The sequence below is a fragment of the Paeniglutamicibacter sp. ZC-3 genome (assembly GCF_025847175.2).
Taxonomy (GTDB): domain Bacteria; phylum Actinomycetota; class Actinomycetes; order Actinomycetales; family Micrococcaceae; genus Paeniglutamicibacter; species Paeniglutamicibacter sulfureus.
This window is the reverse complement of sequence record NZ_JAOYTG010000017.1, coordinates 49556-68350: the sequence shown is the minus strand read 5'-3', so window position 1 is coordinate 68350 and position 18795 is coordinate 49556. Positions and strand designations below refer to the sequence as shown.

General features: G+C 64.1%; 19 protein-coding genes and 1 tRNA gene. 11 read left to right on the top strand and 9 right to left on the bottom strand.

What is annotated here, in order from left to right:
* The first annotated feature begins 153 nt into the window (after positions 1-153).
* From OIU93_RS15855 to OIU93_RS15845, 3 genes are read left to right on the top strand one after another with little or no spacing between them, the layout of a single operon-like run.
* Positions 154-915 carry a class E sortase gene (locus OIU93_RS15855; RefSeq protein ID WP_264271034.1) on the top strand — a complete coding sequence of 254 codons (762 nt, stop codon included), beginning with the start codon at positions 154-156 and terminating at the stop codon, positions 913-915.
* 11 nt (positions 916-926) lie between these two features.
* Positions 927-1094, top strand: a complete 168-nt coding sequence (locus tag OIU93_RS15850) for a hypothetical protein (RefSeq protein WP_264271033.1) — start codon at positions 927-929, stop codon at positions 1092-1094.
* Positions 1091-1741, top strand: a complete 651-nt coding sequence (locus OIU93_RS15845; RefSeq protein WP_264271032.1) for an aminodeoxychorismate/anthranilate synthase component II — start codon at positions 1091-1093, stop codon at positions 1739-1741. Before OIU93_RS15850 ends, OIU93_RS15845 begins: the two co-directional genes overlap by 4 nt.
* A 98-nt stretch (positions 1742-1839) precedes the next feature.
* On the opposite strand, the gene pknB is transcribed toward OIU93_RS15845, so the two are convergent.
* Genes pknB through OIU93_RS15810 form a run of 7 tightly spaced genes read right to left on the bottom strand, consistent with a single transcriptional unit; the run spans position 1840 to position 11073 of the window.
* A complete protein-coding gene (gene pknB / locus OIU93_RS15840; protein WP_264271031.1) occupies positions 1840-3831 on the bottom strand; it encodes a Stk1 family PASTA domain-containing Ser/Thr kinase in 1992 nt (663 codons plus the stop codon).
* A gap of 17 nt (positions 3832-3848) precedes the next feature.
* Positions 3849-5585, bottom strand: a complete 1737-nt coding sequence (locus tag OIU93_RS15835; protein WP_264271030.1) for a protein kinase — start codon at positions 5583-5585, stop codon at positions 3849-3851.
* On the bottom strand, positions 5582-7024 hold the full coding sequence (locus OIU93_RS15830) for a penicillin-binding protein 2 (RefSeq protein ID WP_264271029.1): 1443 nt from the start codon (positions 7022-7024) through the stop codon (positions 5582-5584). The genes OIU93_RS15835 and OIU93_RS15830 overlap by 4 nt, the downstream gene beginning before the upstream one ends.
* On the bottom strand, positions 7021-8427 hold the full coding sequence (locus OIU93_RS15825; protein ID WP_264271028.1) for an FtsW/RodA/SpoVE family cell cycle protein: 1407 nt from the start codon (positions 8425-8427) through the stop codon (positions 7021-7023). Before OIU93_RS15825 ends, OIU93_RS15830 begins: the two co-directional genes overlap by 4 nt.
* Positions 8424-9845 carry a PP2C family serine/threonine-protein phosphatase gene (locus OIU93_RS15820; protein WP_264271027.1) on the bottom strand — a complete coding sequence of 474 codons (1422 nt, stop codon included), beginning with the start codon at positions 9843-9845 and terminating at the stop codon, positions 8424-8426. Before OIU93_RS15820 ends, OIU93_RS15825 begins: the two co-directional genes overlap by 4 nt.
* 2 nt (positions 9846-9847) lie before the next feature.
* A complete protein-coding gene (locus tag OIU93_RS15815; RefSeq protein ID WP_264271026.1) occupies positions 9848-10330 on the bottom strand; it encodes an FHA domain-containing protein in 483 nt (160 codons plus the stop codon).
* Entirely contained in the window at positions 10327-11073 is a 747-nt protein-coding gene (locus tag OIU93_RS15810; protein ID WP_264271025.1) for a DUF3662 and FHA domain-containing protein, read from the bottom strand. The genes OIU93_RS15815 and OIU93_RS15810 overlap by 4 nt, the downstream gene beginning before the upstream one ends.
* A gap of 282 nt (positions 11074-11355) precedes the next feature.
* Between OIU93_RS15810 and OIU93_RS15805 the strand changes: the two genes are divergently transcribed.
* A tRNA-Leu gene (locus tag OIU93_RS15805) sits at positions 11356-11439 on the top strand.
* Positions 11440-11688: 249 nt separating this feature from the next.
* On the opposite strand, the gene aqpZ is transcribed toward OIU93_RS15805, so the two are convergent.
* On the bottom strand, positions 11689-12480 hold the full coding sequence (gene aqpZ, locus OIU93_RS15800) for an aquaporin Z (RefSeq protein WP_264271024.1): 792 nt from the start codon (positions 12478-12480) through the stop codon (positions 11689-11691).
* Positions 12481-12759: 279 nt separating this feature from the next.
* On the opposite strand from aqpZ, the gene OIU93_RS15795 reads away from it, so the two are divergent.
* Positions 12760-13458 (top strand): dienelactone hydrolase family protein, encoded by a 699-nt coding sequence (locus OIU93_RS15795; protein ID WP_264271023.1) that lies wholly within the window; start codon positions 12760-12762, stop codon positions 13456-13458.
* Between the two features lie 61 nt (positions 13459-13519).
* Positions 13520-13951, top strand: a complete 432-nt coding sequence (locus tag OIU93_RS15790) for a universal stress protein (RefSeq protein ID WP_264271022.1) — start codon at positions 13520-13522, stop codon at positions 13949-13951.
* Positions 13952-13975: 24 nt separating this feature from the next.
* Here the strand turns inward: OIU93_RS15790 and OIU93_RS15785 are convergent, their stop codons facing one another.
* Positions 13976-14362, bottom strand: coding sequence for a DUF5997 family protein (locus tag OIU93_RS15785; RefSeq protein WP_264271021.1), 387 nt, complete (start codon positions 14360-14362; stop codon positions 13976-13978).
* A gap of 29 nt (positions 14363-14391) precedes the next feature.
* Between OIU93_RS15785 and OIU93_RS15780 the strand changes: the two genes are divergently transcribed.
* From OIU93_RS15780 to OIU93_RS15760, 5 genes are all read left to right on the top strand, one after another.
* Complete coding sequence (locus OIU93_RS15780; RefSeq protein WP_264271020.1) at positions 14392-15156, top strand: substrate-binding domain-containing protein; 765 nt, start codon at positions 14392-14394, stop codon at positions 15154-15156.
* Between the two features lie 127 nt (positions 15157-15283).
* On the top strand, positions 15284-16093 hold the full coding sequence (locus tag OIU93_RS15775) for an enoyl-CoA hydratase/isomerase family protein (protein ID WP_264271019.1): 810 nt from the start codon (positions 15284-15286) through the stop codon (positions 16091-16093).
* Complete coding sequence (locus OIU93_RS15770; protein ID WP_264271018.1) at positions 16093-16965, top strand: S9 family peptidase; 873 nt, start codon at positions 16093-16095, stop codon at positions 16963-16965. Before OIU93_RS15775 ends, OIU93_RS15770 begins: the two co-directional genes overlap by 1 nt.
* 10 nt (positions 16966-16975) lie before the next feature.
* Positions 16976-17887 carry a carbohydrate kinase gene (locus OIU93_RS15765; RefSeq protein WP_264271017.1) on the top strand — a complete coding sequence of 304 codons (912 nt, stop codon included), beginning with the start codon at positions 16976-16978 and terminating at the stop codon, positions 17885-17887.
* 15 nt (positions 17888-17902) lie between these two features.
* Entirely contained in the window at positions 17903-18733 is an 831-nt protein-coding gene (locus OIU93_RS15760) for an HAD family hydrolase (protein WP_264271016.1), read from the top strand.
* Positions 18734-18795: the final 62 nt, after the last annotated feature.

Sequence of the window (18795 nt, the reverse complement as noted above, 5' to 3'; positions counted from 1 at the left end):
CACGATCCAACGAGTACGTGTCCGAACGGTAGGCTGGTCACTGTGTGTCGGCGAGGTTTTCTCCTCACCGCCACGCTTACATCCAATACTATCCGCTCAAACTGGACGTCACAGGGTTTCCCGATGCTCCAAGTGACAGTGAGGGAAGTTCGCATGACACGATCCGCATTGCGGACGCGGGCCAAAGCCACGGCCGGCCAGCGACTCATGGGGATATTTGGCGAAGTCCTCATCACGCTCGGAATCGTTATGTTGCTCTTCGTCGGTTGGGAACTATGGTGGACCAACATCGATGCCGGTCGCACGCAATCCCAGCTGACCTCGGAATTCGTCCAGGATCTGACGGACGGGGGAACCGACGCGTTGAGTGCGCCGGCAATTGCGGATAAAGATTTCGGTCCCGCGCCGATCACCGAGATCCCCGATGGGGAAACCTTCGGGATCTTCTACATCCCGAGATTCGGCAAGGACTTCGCCCAGCCGGTGACCAACGGTGTCGGAATGGATGTGCTCAACACCGTCGGCATCGGCCACTATCCCCAGACGCAGGCCCCGGGCGAGCCCGGAAACTTTGCCGTTGCCGCCCACCGCCAGACCCATGGCCAGGTGTTCTGGAACATCGACAAATTCCAGGACGGAGACAAGATCTATCTCCAGACGCGCAAGGGGTTCTACACCTACGAGTGGCGCGACACCGAGATCGTTCACCCCTCGCAGAGCGAGGTGCTCCTGCCTGTTCCTAACCAGCCCGGTGTCGATCCGACGGCTTCCACTCTGACGCTGACCAGTTGCCATCCGCCATTCACCACCCGGATGCGCATCATCGCCTATGCGGAACTGGAGTCCTGGCGTCCGGCAGATGCAGGACCCCCGCCGGAAATCGCCAACCTGGTGAAAAAGACGATGGAAAACTAGGAACACCACACATGTATGCATGGATCTTCTCCAAACTCCCCGGACCGCTGTGGTCCCGCGTCATCCTGGCGGCGGCGCTGATCGCAGGCGTCGTATTATTGCTCATGACATATGTCTTCCCGTGGCTGAGCCAGTACAGTCCGTGGACCGAATCAACGATTGGCCTGATGCTGCTGTGACCACCCCCAAGATCCTGGTGATCGACAACTATGACAGTTTCGTATACACCCTGGTGGGTTACCTGCAAGAGCTTGGCGCGGAAACCACGGTGATCCGGAACGACGACCTCTCCGTGGCGGAGGTCATCGAGTTGGCCGAGGCCCGAGACGGAGTCCTGGTCTCCCCCGGCCCCGGCACCCCTGCCGAAGCCGGCGTCTGCATCGAGGTGATCCAGTGGTGCGGTGCGCAGATGAAGCCCATGCTCGGGGTCTGCCTGGGACACCAGGCCCTGGCAGAGGCCTATGGCGGTGTGGTCACGCACGCGCAGGAGCTCATGCACGGCAAGACATCTCCCGTTGTCCACACCGGGCACCCGATCTTTGCCCACATACCCAGCCCGTTCACTGCCACCCGTTACCATTCGCTGGCGGCAGTGCGCGCCAGCATTCCCGAGATCCTGTCGATCACCGCTGAGACGGAAAACGGCATCATCATGGGCCTGGCGCACCGAAACGCACCCCTCTGGGGCGTGCAGTTCCATCCAGAGTCTGTCCTCACCGAGGGAGGCTACCAAATGCTGGGGAACTGGCTGGAATCTCTCGGCCTGACCGGCGCCGCGCAGCACGCATCAACGCTGAGTCCGCTGATCCGCGAAGCCGGCGTTTAAGACACCTCAACAAAAAGGGTGCCGTGTTGCCGAAGATTTCTCTTCGGCAACACGGCACCCTTTGTCGATTCATCCACCTTGCGGTGATCTCCGGCGGGCTAGGGGCTTGGCACCGGGAGTACCGGGAGCGGAAGTCCCTGGTCCTGGCCCTGGCCCTTGCCGTTTCCGTTGCCTTTGCCCTTGCTGGAGGTTTCCGTTGGCGTGGGGGTCGGCGTGGAGCCGGTGGATTCCCCCGGGGTGCTGGGAGATTTCGTGGCGGGGTCGCTCGGGGTTGGTTCCTCGGGTTTCACGGCAACCACGACGCTCACGGTGCCACCCTGCGGAGTGGGCGATCCGCTGGTGGGGAGCTGGTCGATGATCGTGCCCGGTTCAGCCGCCGCGGTGGCTTCCTCGGTGGTCGTGATTCCCAGCCCGATGTCGGGATCCTCAAGCAGCTTGGTGGCCTCGGGAACCGTGAGATTAATGAGCTGTGGAACGTTGACCATGCCCGTGGACGTGACCAAATCGATCTTGGTGCCGACCTTGACCTTCTTGCCCAGCTTCGGCTCCGTGTTCACCAGCCAGTCGGAGGGTATCGAGGGATGGTTGACACGGGAAACCATGCCGATCTCGTATCCCAGGTCCTGTAATACCTGGCGGGCACCTGCCTCGGATTGTCCCGCCAGGCTCTCGGGCAGGACGCGGGCCTCCGGCCCCTTCGAGACCATCAGCCGCACCGTGGTGCCCTTGCGGACTTCCCTGGAAGCGGCCGGATCGGACTCCACGACCAGGCCGGAATCGATCTTGTCGTCGAAGACCGGTTCGACCTTCGGCACCAGCTGCAGCTGCGTGAGGGTTGCTTCCGCCTTCTCTTGTGTCATTTCCCCCAGCGCGGGGATTGCGACAGGTGCGTTGCGTTCGGCCTCCGCGCGCATCCAGTTGAAGAAGAACAGTCCGGAAACCGCCAGGGCCAGGACCAGGACCAGCGAAATCGCCACGGTCCAGTTGCGCTTGGACCTGGCACGATGCTCATTGAGCTCGCGCTGCAGGTTCTGTTCCCAGATCGGCGGAGTTTCCCAGTGGTCGTCTCGACCGACCGGTTCCAGGTATCCGGTCTGGTTGACCGAGATTGCCGCGGCGCTGTCGGGGCTTGACGGGGGGAAGGCCGCTGCTGGTGCGGCAAAGGGCGCAACGGAAGCCAGGTTTCCCCCGTTCGCCTGCGACTGCGGCATGGGTGCGGTGAGTTCCTCCGGGGCCAACGCAATTCCCTGGCGGGCGTTGTTCAGTGCCGCGGCAAACGCCGTGGCGTCCGCGTAACGGTCCTCACGGTCCTTGGCCAGGGCCTTGAGCACCACGGCGTCAAAGATGGGGTCCAGGTCCTGCACCAGCGTGCTGGGGGCCGGGGCATACTCGCCCACGTGCTGATAGGCAACCGCGACCGGCGAATCCCCCGTGAAGGGTGGCCGTCCGGTGAACATTTCATAGAGCAGGCAACCGGTGGAATACAAATCGGTGCGGGCGTCGACGGCCTCCCCGCGGGCCTGCTCGGGTGACAGGTACTGGGCGGTCCCCACCACGGTCTGTGTCTGGGTCATGGTGCTGGAAGAATCTGCCAAGGCCCGGGCAATGCCGAAGTCCATGACCTTCAAGTCGTCCCGTTCTGTGACCATGATGTTTGCCGGCTTGATGTCACGGTGCACGATTCCCATGGAATGGGAGTGCGACAAAGCCTCGAGCACGCCCAGGACGTACTTGATGGCCAGCTCGGTGGTCATTTCCCCGGACTTGATGAGGTCCCGCAGGGTGCGTCCGCGGACGTACTCCATCACGATGAAGGGCAGTTCAACGGTTGAACCGGAAAATTCCTGCTTTTCCTCTCCAGTGTCGAAGACGGAAACGATGTTGGGGTGATTCAGGCCTGCCACGGCCTTGGCTTCGCGCCGAAAGCGCGCCTGGACCATGGGATCGCGCGCCATTTCGGCCCGGAGCAGCTTGATGGCGACCTTGCGCCCCAAGATCTGGTCAACACCCAGGTGAACGTCGGCCATGCCGCCGCGTCCAATGAGCTCCCTTACGACATAGCGGCCGTTGAGAATTCGTTCCTCGGTCACTGTAATAACACCATCATCTAGTTGGTTGCCCCGGGCAGGCCCGGGGAAGAGGCGGTGCGGCTGGCCTCTGCGGCCGGCGACGAGGTGGAGGTTTCACTGGTCTCGACGTCCGCCGAAGGACTTGTCTGAGTTTCGCTGGGGGTTTCTGACGGAGTAGGCGTCGGAGAAGGCGTCGGGGTGGGCGTGGGCTCCGCGGGGCCAAGCGACAGGATGTAGGTGATGGTTGTGCCAGGCTCGACCTTCACTCCAACGCGTGGGCTCTGGTCGATCACGGTGCCGGCCACCAGGTTGCTTTCCTGGGCTTCGCCTTCGTTCGGCGTCAAGCCCAATTCACGCAAGGCCGCCGCCGCCTGTTCACCATCCATGCTGAAGAGGTTGGGCACGGCCACCGTGGTGACCGGGGGTGGAGTCGAACGCGTCGGCGTGGGGGTAGGCGTCGGCGACGGGGTCTCGGAAGGTGTCTCCGAGGTCGCCTCGCTGCTGGTTGTGCTTGATTCCGCAGAGATGCTGTTGCTGGGACTCTGGCTGGTTTCCGGATCGTTGGAGCCGGTCAGCAGGGGCAGCAACCAGGCACCGAGGACAGCAAGGAGAACCAGGACGATCAACGCAATCAACGGAATGGTCCAGGGGTTGCGGTTCTTCTTTTCCGGGGTCCGACTGTCAGCAAGGTCCTGATCGTAGTTGCCGGCGGATTCCTCTTCCCATTGCTGCGAGGCGCCGATGAAGGAATCGGCATCACCGCTTCCCGATCCCTCTACAGGGACCTGCGGCAGGGCGTTGGTGATGGGGGCGGGGGCCGCCACTGTCGGGTCGACAGGGGGCAGTGCAACGGTTTCGTTCCCGCGGGTCACCGGGGCGTGGTTGATGGCCTGGGTGGCGGCATCCGATCCCGAAAAGAGCAGCATTCCGGGCACGGCAAGTGTTGCCGTCTCCGGGTTGCCGGCGCGGATGGCGTCTGCGGCCACGGCCAGCGAATCTGCATCGGCCGGCCGGTCTGACGGGTCCTTGGCAAGCATCGACATCACCAGCGAACGGACCGGCACAGGGATGTTCTCCGGCAACGGCGGCGGCGTGTCATTGACCTGGGCCAAGGCGATCGCGATCTGGGACTCGCCGGTGAACGGGCGACGCCCGGCCAAAAGCTCGTAGCCGATCACCCCCAGCGCGTAGATGTCCGAGCTGCCGGTGGCCTGCTGGCCCGTGGCCTGTTCCGGGGCAAGATACTGGGCCGTTCCCATGACCTGCCCGGTTGCCGTAAGCGGAACCTGGTCGGCGATGCGGGCAATGCCGAAGTCGGTGATCTTCACGCGGCCGTCGGGAAGCATCAACAGGTTTCCGGGCTTGACGTCGCGGTGCACCAGGCCTTGCACGTGTGCAGCGGCAAGTGCCTTGGCTGTCTGCGAAATGATCGACAGGGTGCGGTCGGGCGAGAGCACCCGTTCGCGCTCGATGATGGTGGACAGCGGCTGTCCGGGCACCAGTTCCATGACCAGGTAGGCGGATCCCTCTTCCTCGCCGTAGTCAAAAACGCTGGCTATGCCATTGTGGTTCAGCAGGGCGGTGTGACGGGCCTCGACCCGGAAACGCTGGAGGAAGCCGGGATCGCCGGTGTATTCCTCCTTCAGGATCTTGATCGCCACCAGGCGGCCAAGGACCTGATCCCTGGCCCTCCACACCTCACCCATGCCACCAATGGCAATACGGTCGGTCAACTTGTATCGACCGCCCAGGGTGATACCGGAAATTGGCCTCACTGGTTGAACACCGCCTCTAGAATCTTCTTCAGGTTGGGACTGGTCAACGAGGAACCAGTCTTGAAATCAATCTTTTCAAACACAATCGTCACGGCGACCTGGGGGTCGTCCGCCGGGGCGAACCCGGTGATCCAGGAGTTCACCTTGTTGTCCTTGAGCACCGAGGTGCCGGTCTTCGCGGCAATATCCAGACCCGGTACCTGCGCCCGGACAGCGGTGCCCTTCTTGACGGGGCCGCGCATCATGTCGGTCACCTGGTCGGCGATCTCCTTGCTGGTCGCGGTGCTGAATTCCTTGGGCTCGTTTTCCGCCAGCACCCGCAGGTCCGGGGCGATGACCTGCTTGACCAGGTTCGGCTGCATGATCACCCCGTCGTTTGCAATGCCCATGGCAGCCATGTTCATTTGCAGTGCCGTGGCCTTCACATCGAATTCGCCGATGACCGACTGGCCAAGTTCCGCCGGGTTCAACTCGGCAGGGAAAACGCTGGGTACCACGCGCATGGGGATCTCCAGCTGTTGGCCGAAACCAAAGCGCTCGGTGACATCCTCAAATGGCTCCCTGCCCAGTTTCTCGCTGATGCCGACGAACGGGGTGTTGCAACTTTGCGCCACGATGTCGGCGAAAGTCGCCTCCGGAATCGCCGCGCAATTGCCGCCGAAGAAGTTGTTCAAGGGCGTTCTTGTTCCTGGGAGGGTCACGCTCGAGGGGTTTTTCAGGACCGTGTCTGCCTTGTACTCCCCCGATTCCAGGGCCGCGACCATGTCGAAGATCTTGAAGGTGGATCCCGGGGCCGTGAGGTTCCCAATGGCCGGGTTGCGGTACGGGCTCAGGCCCGGAACCGTCAGAAGTTCCTTCATGTTCGCGGCGGCCTGGCCGGAGCTGTGCACCGCCAGCTTGTTGGTGTCATAACTGGGCTTGGACGCCATGGCCAGAATGTTCCCGGTCTTGGGCTCCGACACAATGATGGTTCCGAGGGTTCCGTCGGGGATCAGGTCGTAGACGAACTCCTGCAGCTCTCCGTCGATGGTGAGCTCGACCGAGGCGCCCTCGGTTGCCTTGCCTGAGAAGAGGTTGATCATGCGGTCAAAGAACTGGTCCTGGCTTTGGCCGGTCAATTCCTCGTTCATCACCGATTCGAGTTGCGTTGAACCGTTGGCCAGCGAATAGAAGCCGGTCAGGTGGGAATAAAGTTCCGGATCGGTGTAGACGCGCTGGTATTTGAACTGCCCTTCGGAGGGTTCGGACTCGGCAATGGGCTTGCCGTCAACCAGGATGGCGCCGCGCGGAAGGTCGAATTCACTGAAGAGCTGGCGCTTGTTCAGCGCATTGTCGTTGAGGTCCTCCGATGCCAGGAACTGGACGTAGCTCAGCGCGCCGAGGCACAGCACGAACAGCAGCATGACGGCGATCCAGGTGTTGCGGATGGCTTGGTTCATCGCTGGGACTCCTTTCGCGGCCAGAGCAGGCCCGGGGAACGACGCGGCGCCTTGGTGGCCACCTCTGCCGTGGCCGAGACCCCTGAAAGCATGGGGCGGCGGGAATTATGCGAAATCAACAACAGCAAAGCGACAATGATCCAGTTCGAGAGCAGGGACGAGCCGCCGGCGGCCATGAACGGCGTGGTGAGCCCCGTGAGCGGGATCAGGCGCGTGACTCCGCCAATGACCACGAAGCACTGCAACCCAATGGTGAAGGAAAGGCCCGTGGCCAGCAGCTTGCCGAAGGTGTCTCGCGATCCGAGGGCAGCACGCATGCCGCGGCTCACCAGGATCAGGTAGAGCAGGACGATGGCGGTCAGGCCGATGAGCCCAAGTTCTTCGCCCAGCGAGGCGACGATCATGTCGCTGTTGGCCAGGGGAACCATATAGGGGGTGCCGTTGCCCAGGCCGGTGCCCATCAGTCCGCCGTTCGCGAGCCCAAAGAGGCCCTCGACGATCTGCCGGCTGCCGCCGCTGGCGTGGTAGATGTCGGGATCGAAGGCGTTGAGCCAACCATCGATGCGCCGGGTCACGTGACTCATGGTCAGGTAGGCAAATGTTCCGCCGCCGACCAACATCATTGTTCCGATGACGATCCAGCTCACGCGGGCGGTGGCGACGTAGATCATCACCATGAAAAGACCGAAGAAGAGTATGGAGGAGCCGAGGTCGCGCTGGACGACCAACACCCCGATGCTTACCAGCCACGCCACGACCATGGGGCCGAGGTCCCGAGACCGGGGCAGCTGCAGTGGACCGATTTTTCGGCCTGCCAGAAGGATCAGTTCCCGGTTCGAGGACAAATAACCGGCGAAGAATATGGCCAGCGTGATCTTGGCCAGTTCGCCGGGCTGGAAGGACAGGCCGAAGAAATGCACCCAGATCCGGGCGCCGTTAAGCACCACGCCGACCCCCGGGATCAGGGGCAGCAGCAACAACAGGACTGAGACCGCCAAGGCGATGTAGGTGAAGCGACGCAGCACCCGGTGGTCGCGGATGGCCCACAAGGTCACACAGGCCACGGCCATCGCCACCCCGGTCCAGAGGATCTGGCGGAATGCCTGGTCATCGTTGCGGGCCAGGTCGATCCGGTGGATCATGGCCAGGCCTATGCCATTGAGGGCAACAGTCACAGGAAGTATTACCGGATCGGCATATTTTGCCCAGATGCGCAGGAACACGTGGAAAACCATGGCAAGCCCGGCGAGGACCAGGCCCTGTGAGATGAATTCCTGGCTAAGCCCGGCATCACTGTTGATGCCCACCATATAGTAGGCACCCATGGCTACACCGAGGGCCAGCAGCAGCAGCAGCAATTCCATGTTGCGCCGGGGGACGGGCGCGGTTTCCAGCTCGCTCACGGTCTGATCTCCTGACAGTAAGGGGGCAGGATCGGAAGGGTGCCGGCCTCACCCGGGTTTTCCGGAACAACCACCGGGCAGCGTTGCTTGGCCGTCACCAGCAGCTCCCCGACAATTGTCTGGGCATGTGCCAGGTCCCGTGCCGGGAGTGCCGAATCAATGCGCTGTTGCGTGTACTCGGGAAGGGAATCAAGGGGAATCTCGGTGACAGTGTCAACATGCGAGAGTTTCAGTGGACCCAGGTCCTGTGAAACGCCCTTGAAGATTGCCACGCGCCCATCCTGGTTGCCCACGAAATACTGGGTCTGCGTCCACAGGTACCCCCAGACGCATACCGCGGCCAGGATCAAGGCCATGAGTGCTAGGAACGTGGGCACAAGCCAGCGCCGGGGTCTGCGGTCCAGCGCCGCGAAATCCTCTTGTTCGGCGGACGCCTGGCCGGCCGGAGTCTTGTGTGTGAGGATCGCCGCTGCACGTTTTTCGCCAGAGCGCTGAGTGACGACGGGAATCTTGCCGGTTTGTGTGGCGAGCTCGGCCGCGCCAACCAAGAGGTGGGGGCGCTTGGCCATTTCGTGGCGGATCAGTGCCGCACTGGCTTCCAGGTCGCCCTCGGCAGCGATGTTCAGCTGCCCGGTGTCCGGGGCCGGATCGTCGGCCGGGGCAATGTCCGTGGCGGGCACTGGCTCTTCGGCGCCGCTGTCCTCGACGACCTCGAAGACCACGATGGTCACGTTGTCTGGCGACCCGTGGGCAAGCGTGGTTTCAACGAGATCCTCGACGGTTTCGTCGAGGGAAGCGGTGCCGCGCATGATGCGTTCGGTGATGGAATCGGGCACGACGGCGTTCAGGCCGTCCGAGCACAGCATCCAGCGCTCCCCGGCCTCGACCGGGTACTGGCTGACATCGAGTTCCGGACTGGCGTCCGAATCGCCCAGGACCCGAAGCAGCACGTTCTTGTGGGGGTGCAGTTCGGCTTCCTCGGGTCGCAGGCGGCCCTCGTCGACCAGGCGCTGGACGAACGTATGGTCGTGGCTGATCTGCTCGAAGACGCCGTTCTTCAGGCGGTATGCCCGCGAGTCGCCGATGTGCGCGAATTGCAGTACGTCGCCGGTCAGTAGCATGGCAGTGACCGTGGTGCCCATTCCCGACAGCTTGGGGTTGGCGTTCACGAGTTCGTTCAGGACCAGATTTGCAGCCTGGATTTCATCGGGCAGCACCGTTTCGGCATCGGGGGTGTCTGGGACATCCAGGTGGACGAGGTCCAGGACGGTGGATGCACTGGCGACATCGCCGCCCACGTGTCCGCCCATGCCGTCGGCAACCACGGCCAGGTAGCGTCCCACATAGGCGGAGTCGTCATTCTTGGACCGCACCTTGCCAACATCGCTTCGCGCCGCAAATTTCAGCATCAACGCCATGTCTAGGGCCTCAACTCCATGACCGTCTTGCCGATCCGGATCTTCTGGCCAAGTTCAACCGGCTGGGCACGGGTGAGCTGGGCCTCGCCCAGGAACGTTCCGTTGGTCGAACCCAAATCTTCGATGAACCACCGGGTCCCCTGGGGGAACAGACGTGCGTGGCGGCCGGAGGCATAGTCGTCTTCCAGCACGATGGTTGCTTCTTGGGCGCGACCCAGCAGGATCGGGCTGGCCGTGAGCTGGTGCTGAAGGCCCGTAAGGGGTCCCTCGAGGATGGACAAGGTCTTGGCCTGCTGCTTGGCGGGGACCTCCGGTGGCGGTGCCAACGAGGGGTCCTTGCGAATCTGCCGGGACGACGGACTGCCGACGCCTGCCCTTCCGCCAATGGCAAGGTCGCGGCGAAGCGCGCCGACGATGCTCAAGACCAGCAGCCAGAGCAATATGAGAAATCCGAGCCGCAGCACGGTGAACACTAGGTCGTTCACGCACGGTCTCCTTGAGATTGGGGGAGGAGTCTGAAGATGATGCGTGTTTGTCCCATGGCGATGTTGGAGCCGTCGTGGAGCTCGGTTTCACCAACGATCTTCTGTCCGTTGACGAAGCTGCCGTTGGTGGAGCCCAGGTCAACGGCCCACGTCGCGGCGCCGCGCTGCTCGATCTTCAGGTGCCGGCGGGAAACTCCGGGATCCTCAATGGGGATGTCGGTCTCCGCGGAACGGCCCAAGACGATGTTGGGATGGTTCAAGGCGTATCGTTGGCCGGCAATGTCAAGCACCGGCTGCGTCTTGGGTACCCCACGCGGTGGAGAGGCGGGTGCCGGCGGAGCGGCGGGGGAGTTGCGCACCTCGGCGGCGGAGTCTTCGGAAAAGACCGAGTCGACCTCGAAGTCTCCGGGCTTGAGCTCGCTGTCTTTGCGAAAGTTGACCTCGACGGCGCCCTGCAGTGTGTATCCCTGGCTCTTGGCGTGATCCAGGGCTGTCGTGCAGAGTTCCCTGGCCAACGGCGCCCCCCATTCCCGTGCCCTGGCAAAATCGTCGTCAGAGAGGCGAATGGTGAAGAGGTTCGGCACCAGGGTGCGCGCCTGTGAAATGGTCAGCGACTTCGCATCCATCTGGTTGCGCATACGTGAAGCGATTTCCACGGGCTTGACCTCGGAACTGCCGGAGCCGCGGAAGACGCTGGTGACAAGCTTTTCAAGTCCGCGCTCAACATTGTCGATGAGGCCCATCGCTTCGCTCCCTTCCTGGTTCTAACTCGTGTCGTGGCACGGTTAGCGGCATTGCGTCGCAGGGCCTGGATGCCTTGCGCCTTGTTCGATACTACTTGGCTTGAAAATCATCTGGGGCGAAATGTGTTGAAAGCGGCCCCCTGTTCCCCAACGAACGACCGGTGCCATTGGTTGCCCGGACGTGGCACTGATCACAAAAGCACCCTCGATTAGTCGTTCAGGGCAACCTGTGTATATGATTGATCTCGCTGTTGAAGTCAATGACTGAAACGCAGTGAATATGCGCGAATGGCGGAATTGGTAGACGCGCTGGCTTCAGGTGCCAGTGCTCGCAAGGGCGTGGGGGTTCAAGTCCCCCTTCGCGCACATATGGAAACACCCCCCGGTCTGATGACCGGGGGGTGTTTTGTTTCTGGTTGGTGCCCAGTAGGCAAGCTGTATGGGCACCGTTGTCGGCCAATTAGCCGACCATGTCTAGCGCTGTGGCGGCTCCCGTCCGCCGCGCGGACGGGGATACCGCACGAGGGGTCCAATATCCCGGTCCATTGTGATTTGGGGTGGCCCTGCTCCTCGGGTCCGCAACCATTTGTCCGCACCAGGCGGCGGACGCGGGAACTACTTGGCGCCGTTTCCCGCTATGGCCTCGGCCTTGGTGGCGTCTTGCGTGAGGGTCGGATTCGGCTTGCCCTCCCCGGCTTGCAGGGCCGCATCAATCAGCGGCGAAGCAAACAGCAGGGGATAGGTCATTCCGGCAATGGCTGAACCTATCAGCGGTGCGGCGATGAACCGCCATACCAGCCCCAGTGCGTCCGGTCCCGCAAACCACGCCACACCCGGGGAAAGCGCCGGGTTCACGGAGGTTTTGGTGATCGGAATGGAAACCAGGTGGATCAGCGTCAGGGTGAGGCCGATGGAAATGCCGGCAAAACCCCGGGGCGCCCGCTCACCGGTGGACCCGAGGATGACATAGAGGAACACGGCGGTCAGGATGATTTCCGCCAGTAACGCCGCAAGCATGCTGTAACCGTCGGGCGAGCGGTCGGCATAGCCGGAGGAGACTGGATCAAATCCGTGCTTACCGCTGGCGATGGCAAAGAGGACCAAGCCGGCGGCGGACGCACCGACAACCTGGGTGACCATGTATGCGGGGACTGCTTTCCACTCGACCCGACCCGCCAATGCGGCACCCAATGTCACTGCCGGGTTGAAATGACCACCGGAGATGTGGCCGACCGCATAGACCATGGCCAGAACGGTCAGGCTGAAGGCCAACGCCACCCCGAGGAACCCGATTCCCATGTTCATGGTGTTCGAGGCGACGACCTTGGCTGAGAATATGGCAGCGCCGTAGCCTCCGAATACGAGTACGCCGGTGCCGAGAAACTCGGCGGTCAAACGCGATGACATGGGATGGGACATATCTGGCTCCACACGTGAAAACGCACGGCTATGCAACGTACACGGTATTCCGCAAGACGCGGCGACATCACCACCCGCTGCGAAAATTCATCACGAGAAAGGGGAAATTCATCTGGATTCCACGGTTTTGCCGTTCGTCGATCCGGCGTCGATGTGAGGAAACTACCGGCGATTCTTGGCGAGGAGCCCCATATCGGTGCATAGACTGGGAGAAGATCGGGCGTTTCCGCCGGCAATGAAGCATGTAGGACAGGAGCAGTCGGAAGTATGGCGTCCCAGACACCGCACCAAAACGTTTCGTTTCCCTCCGAGGGACAGCGTGCACACGGATATCTCGCGTTGCCAGAAGCCGGCCAGGGCCCGGGCGTTATCGTCATCCAGGAATGGTGGGGATTGACTGACCACATCCGGGACGTGGCCGACCGCCTGGCTGCCGAGGGTTTCGTTGCCCTTGCGCCGGATCTCTTCGGCGGATCGGTCGCCCACGACGGGGCAGAGGCCGCGGAAATGATGTCGAACCTGCCCGAGGAACTCGGTGCGAAGCTGCTGGCGGGCGCCGTCGACTACCTGCTTGGCCTCGAAGCCGTCACCAGTTCGACCGCGGGAACCATCGGATTCTGCATGGGCGGCGGTTTTGTGCTGGCCCTTGCCGCCCAGCAGGGGAAGAAAATCTCCGCCGCCGTCCCCTTCTATGGCGTCGGACAGGGTGTTCCACAGAGCTATGCAGGGGTGCGGGCCCAGGTCCAGGGGCACTACGCCAATGAGGACTCGTCCTACCCGGTGGCGAAGGCGCATGCCCAGGAAGCCCAGATCCGCGAGGAATCCGGTGCAGAGGTCGTGTTCCACTACTACGATGCCCCGCATGCCTTCCACAACGATGCAAACCCTTCGGGCAACTACCGGCCCGAGGCCGCGCGCCTGGCATGGGACCGGTCGGTGGACTTCCTCCGGCAGCATATTTCCTAACCAATTTTTCCCAACAAACCCCGGCCGCCGCAGGTGGCCACACCTAAAGGAGCGTCAGAACATGGCAGAAACCATCATCGTCGGTGTTGACGGCAGCGAAACCGCACAGCGTGCAGCAGAACGCGCGGCGCGCATCGCCACCAGCATGGATGCGGAACTCGTCGTCGTGACCGCCCACACTTCGGACAACACCGAGGTCGTGAAGATCGGCACCGACACCTGGATCCTTGACGACGCGGAGCAGGCCGGAAAGGTCGCCGAGCAGTGCGCTGCAGGCCTGCGCATCACCGAGCCGACCGCCAAGATCACCGCAGCCGCGGCGCACGGCAAGCCGCAGGAAGTATTGGTTGCCGAGGCCGAGCGCCTGAACGCCACGTTGATCGTTGTCGGCAATGTCGGCATGAAGGGCCTGGGGCGCGTTCTTGGCTCCGTGGCCACCTCAGTGGCACACGCAGCCCCATGCGATGTCTACATCGTCAAGACGGTCAAGTAGTCACCGCACGATAGTGAATCGTGGTTAGCTGCGGTCGCCCTTGGCGGCCGCAGCATCACGGACGCGCTTTTCCTCGGCGCGCACCGCGGCGAGTGAGGCACGCTCTTCCTGCAGCCACTCCGGACGATCAGCCAGCAACGCCTCGATTTCCTTGGTGGTCAGCGCCTCGGTGATTTCCGCCCGGGCCAGGCCGGAAATCGAGACATTCAACTTATGCGCCACGACCGGGCGCGGATGCGGGCCGTTGGCCCGCAAGTCCTCAAGCCACTCAGGCGGGTTCGCCAGCAATTCGTCGAGCTCGGCCCGGGACACCGGACCCTCCTGGAACTCGGCCGGAGCTGCGGGCAGGTAGATGCCCAATTTCTTTGCGGCAGTCGCCGGCTTCATGTTCTGTGGGGTTTTCTCGCTCATGTGAACAAGCGTACCGGTACGCTGGGGTGGTGACAGGACTAAAAATCGCCTATGTACCGGGTGTCACGCCCGGCAAATGGCTGAGCCGGTGGAACGAACGCTATCCACAAAACCCCTTGCTTGCCCTGCGCTACGACGGCGGGGAGATCTTGGCGCGCCTGCAGAACGGCGAATCGGACATCGTCTTCGTCCGCTTTGCCGCAGGCTCCTCGCCCAAGACCCCCGCGATCCACGTGATACCGCTCTATGAGGAGCAACAAGTCGTCTGTGCTCCAAAGGACCACGACATTGAGCTGCATGAAGATGTGGTTCCCCTCGCCGAGATCCAAAACGAGAACTTCTTGGACCTTGCCGACTACCCGGAAGCCGTTGGCGGGACGGCCATGGCCATGGAGGTGTGCTCCTCCGGGGCGGGCCTGCTGGTCCTGCCCCTGGGCGTGGCGCGACTGCACAGCCGCAAGGACGTCGTGCACCGGGAACTGTCCGGCGTCCCGCAAACCGCCATCGGCATCGCCTGGCTGGCCCCGGAGGGCGACGACCCCACGGACCCGGTGATCGAGGAATTTATCGGGGTGGTGCGCGGCCGCGGGGAAAATTCCTCACGGCAGGCATCGGTGGCCCAGAAGCAGCAAGAGCAAGCTGCAGAGGCGCGCAAGAAGCGGCAGGCCGCCGACTCCGAGGCCGCCAAAAACGCGAAAAGCACCAAGAACGCCCAGAAGAAGTCAGGCGCACGCGCGGGTCGCCGGGGTGCCAAGCGCGGGTCGAAGCCTGCCTCCCGGGGGCGCAAGCGCTGATCCGGCGCCCGGTCCCGCAACCGCCCGTCGTGCTGGCTTAAACACGGTCTCACCTGCGCGCCAACGGGGCGGTGCCGAGGCAAACATGAGACGCTGGTTTCGAGACGCCAATCACAAGGGAGTGCACATGGATTTCGGGACCTACGAGACATTGCTCGTCGAGCAGCGCGGCAATGCCCTGCTCGTGACCATCAACCAGCCGGCCTCGATGAATGCACTGGCCGCCGCCGTGGTCGAGGACCTGCATGCGCTGACCGGGGTACTGGCCGACATCGGCACCGATGCACGGTGGCCCGTGCGCGGCATCATCGTCACCGGCGCCGGGGACAAGTCCTTCGTGGCCGGCGCCAACATCGTGGAGATGAACGCCATGGACCCTCAGGCCGCCTTGGCCTACGGGCGGCGCATGCACGAGGTCACGTTGCGTCTGGAGGCGCTGCCGGTACCCGTGATCGCCGCCGTCAACGGCTTCGCCCTGGGCGGTGGCTGCGAGCTGGCCATGGCCTGCGATTTCCTCTACGCCTCGGCGAACGCCAGCTTCGGCCAGCCGGAGGTCAACCTCGGATTGGTTCCGGGCTTCGGCGGTTCCGTGCGCCTGCAGCAGCGCGTGGGCATCGGCATGGCCCGTGAACTGATCTACACCGGCCGCCGCATCAAGGCCGCCGAGGCCCTGCGCATCGGGCTGGTGAACCGGGTGCTTGAGGACAACGCGGCGCTGATTGCCGCCGCCGAGGAAACCATCGCGGAGATCGCCGGCAAGGCCCCGACCGCGGTGGCCAACGTGAAGAACGCGCTCAACGAGATTGCCGGGCTGAACGTGGTCGACGGGCTCGAGGCCGAGGCCCGCTCCTTCGTCAAGGCCTTCGAGACCGAGGACTCGGTGGTGGGACGCGCCGCCTTCGTGGCGAAGTCGGCCCCCGAGTTCCCGGGCCGCTAGTGCCTCCCGCGGCACAACCGGTGCTGCACGTCTACGGGCGGCACGCCAGCCAGTACGCCGAATTGTGGTTGCCGGAGACCCGGCTGCACGACGTGGTTGCCGTGATCGTGCACGGAGGCTTCTGGCGACAGGCCTATGGCGCCGAACTGGGCCGCCCGCTGGCGGCAGACCTGGCCGCCCGCGGCATCGTGGCATGGAACCTTGAATACCGCCGCATGGCCGGGGGAGACGGCGGCTATCCGGAGACCTTCATGGACGTCGCCACCGGCATCGACGCGCTGGGTGCAGCGCTGGCCCAGGCGGGCATCGAGGACGGCCCCCGGATCGGCATCGGGCATTCGGCCGGCGGGCACCTGGCGCTCTGGGCCGCGGGCCGCTCCCTGCTGCCCGCCGGTGCTCCCGGCGCGCTGCCGGAGGGCAGCAGGTCCCTGGACGGGGTGGTGTCGCAGGCAGGGGTGCTTGACCTGGGCCTTGCCCATCGGCTGTCCCTGGGCAACGACGCGGCGGGCGAGCTGATGGGCTGTTCCCCGGAATCCGGCGCAGAGGCCTGGCTGGCTGCCGATCCCGCCGCCCGCGACCTGCCCGCGGTGCCTCTGGTGATGCTGCACGGCCGGACGGATGCCGACGTGCCGGTGGAACTGGCCCGCTCCTTCGCCTCCCGGGCCTTGGCTGCCGGGGCGCGCGTCGACTACCGGGAGTACGACGGGGACCACTACGGGCTGATCTCCCCGGGCGACCCCGCCTGGGAGGCCACCGTGGAGGCCCTGCTGGAAGTCGGCGGCGGCGTTGCGCGGGGCGAGGAGCCTCACAAACTGCCTCTCCACCGGCTACCGACCGGTATATTGAAGTCGTCACCCCCGGAAAAACGATGAGGAGCCCGATGTGCTGACGGTCATAGGCGAGGCCCTGGTCGATGTGCTTTCCGGCGGCATCAGCGCGCCACGGACCTTCGTCGGCGGCAGCCCGCTAAACGTCGCGGTGGGCCTGGCCAAGCTGGGGCACCCCGTGACATTCATTGGACGCTGGGGGGACGACGAATTCGGCGCGAAGATCCTGCACGCGCTGGAATCGAACAACGTGCGGCACATCTGCGGACCCGACGACCACCCGACCTCCACCGCGCGCGGCATCCTGGACCCCGTGGGCGCCGCCAGCTACACCTTCGACGTGCACTGGGACCTGCCGGAGCTGCCCGCGGACACCCCTGCGCTGGCCGACGCCCAGTTGGTTCACACCGGTTCGCTGGCCACGCTCGTGGAACCGGGCGCGGGCAAGGTGCTGCGCCTCATCGAGGCGGCCCGTCCGCACGCCACCATCACCTACGACCCCAACATCCGGCCTTCGTTGATCACCGACCACGGCCAGGCCGTCGCGAACGTCGAGCGCTTCGTGGCGCTTGCCGACGTGGTGCGAGCCTCGGACTCCGACCTGGAATGGCTCTACCCGCACCGCAGCGTGGAGGAGACAGCGGCGGCCTGGCTGGCCTCCGGACCGGCAATGATCGTGGCCACCTACGGTTCGGCAGGCCCGTGGGGCCTGGTCGAGGCCGGCACCGCAAGCGCCAAGGCACCGGTTGTCGATGTCGCCGACACCGTGGGCGCCGGGGATTCGTTCATCTCGGCAATGATTTCCGCCCTTGAGGTCCGCGGGCTGCTGGGCAGCGCGCGGCGCGAGGCCCTGCACCAGCTGGACACCGCCACGCTCACCGAGGTCCTTGACTACGCGGCCAGGGCCGCAGCCATTACCGTCTCGCGGCCCGGCGCCAACCCGCCGACCCGGAACGAAATCCACTAACGGGGCGCTGCGGGCATGGATGTGCGGTTGGTCGCCAGCGACCTGGACGGAACCATTATTCGCGCGGACGGGACGATTTCCCCGCGCACCATCGAGGCCTTCAAGCACGCCCGCGAGTCGGGCATGCACATCGTGTTCGTCACCGGACGGCCGGTGCGCTGGCTCGAACCGGTCCGCGCGGCCTTCGGCCATCTGGGCACCGTGATCTGCTCCAACGGAGCGGTGCTCTACGACCTGGAGACCGAGCGGCTGCTGAGCGCCGAAACCATCGAGCCCGAGCTGCTCATCGAAACCCGCCGGATCATCCTGCACGCCGAACCAAGCGCCACCTTCGCCGCGGAAACCACCCGCGGCCTGCACCTGGGATCCGGCTTCGCCGACAGCGCCGAGACCTCCCGGCTTGAAACCTTTGACGCCCTTGACCTGCGCTCGGAGTCGTTGCGCGAGGAGGGAGTGGTGAAGTTCCTGGCCAAGTCGCGCACCCGGAATGCCGACGACTTCATGGCTGCCGTTGCCGCGGACCTTGACCACCTGGTCTCGGTGACCCACTCCGCGTTCGATGTCTCGCTGCTGGAAATGGCGCACGTGGATGTCAACAAGTCGGTGGCGCTGGCCGCATACGCCGCGGGCCTGGGGATCGACCCGGGGGAAGTCGTCGCGTTCGGGGACATGCCCAACGACCTGCAGATGCTGGCCTGGGCCGGTCACGGGTACGCGATGGCCTCCGGGCACGCATCGGCGCTGGACGCAGCCGCCTACCGGGCGCCGGGGGTAGAGGACGACGGGGTCGCCTGCATCCTGGAGGGCATCCTTGCGCGCAACGGCCACGTACCGGAACCGGGCTAGCAAATGGGGGCCCCGGGCCCGGCCGCTGCCAGGCGGCGGCGAACACCTCGATCCGAACCGAT

Excerpts from the sequence above, each read along its gene's own strand:
- OIU93_RS15855 (WP_264271034.1), top strand. The coding sequence starts at position 154 with ATGACACGATCCGCATTGCGGACGCGGGCCAAAGCCACGGCCGGCCAG.
- OIU93_RS15850 (WP_264271033.1), top strand. The coding sequence starts at position 927 with ATGTATGCATGGATCTTCTCCAAACTCCCCGGACCGCTGTGGTCCCGC.
- OIU93_RS15830 (WP_264271029.1), bottom strand. The coding sequence starts at position 7,024 with ATGAACCAAGCCATCCGCAACACCTGGATCGCCGTCATGCTGCTGTTC.
- OIU93_RS15820 (WP_264271027.1), bottom strand. The coding sequence starts at position 9,845 with ATGGCGTTGATGCTGAAATTTGCGGCGCGAAGCGATGTTGGCAAGGTG.
- OIU93_RS15810 (WP_264271025.1), bottom strand. The coding sequence starts at position 11,073 with ATGGGCCTCATCGACAATGTTGAGCGCGGACTTGAAAAGCTTGTCACC.
- aqpZ (WP_264271024.1), bottom strand. The coding sequence starts at position 12,480 with ATGTCATCGCGTTTGACCGCCGAGTTTCTCGGCACCGGCGTACTCGTA.
- OIU93_RS15795 (WP_264271023.1), top strand. The coding sequence starts at position 12,760 with ATGGCGTCCCAGACACCGCACCAAAACGTTTCGTTTCCCTCCGAGGGA.
- OIU93_RS15790 (WP_264271022.1), top strand. The coding sequence starts at position 13,520 with ATGGCAGAAACCATCATCGTCGGTGTTGACGGCAGCGAAACCGCACAG.
- OIU93_RS15785 (WP_264271021.1), bottom strand. The coding sequence starts at position 14,362 with ATGAGCGAGAAAACCCCACAGAACATGAAGCCGGCGACTGCCGCAAAG.
- OIU93_RS15775 (WP_264271019.1), top strand. The coding sequence starts at position 15,284 with ATGGATTTCGGGACCTACGAGACATTGCTCGTCGAGCAGCGCGGCAAT.
- OIU93_RS15760 (WP_264271016.1), top strand. The coding sequence starts at position 17,903 with ATGGATGTGCGGTTGGTCGCCAGCGACCTGGACGGAACCATTATTCGC.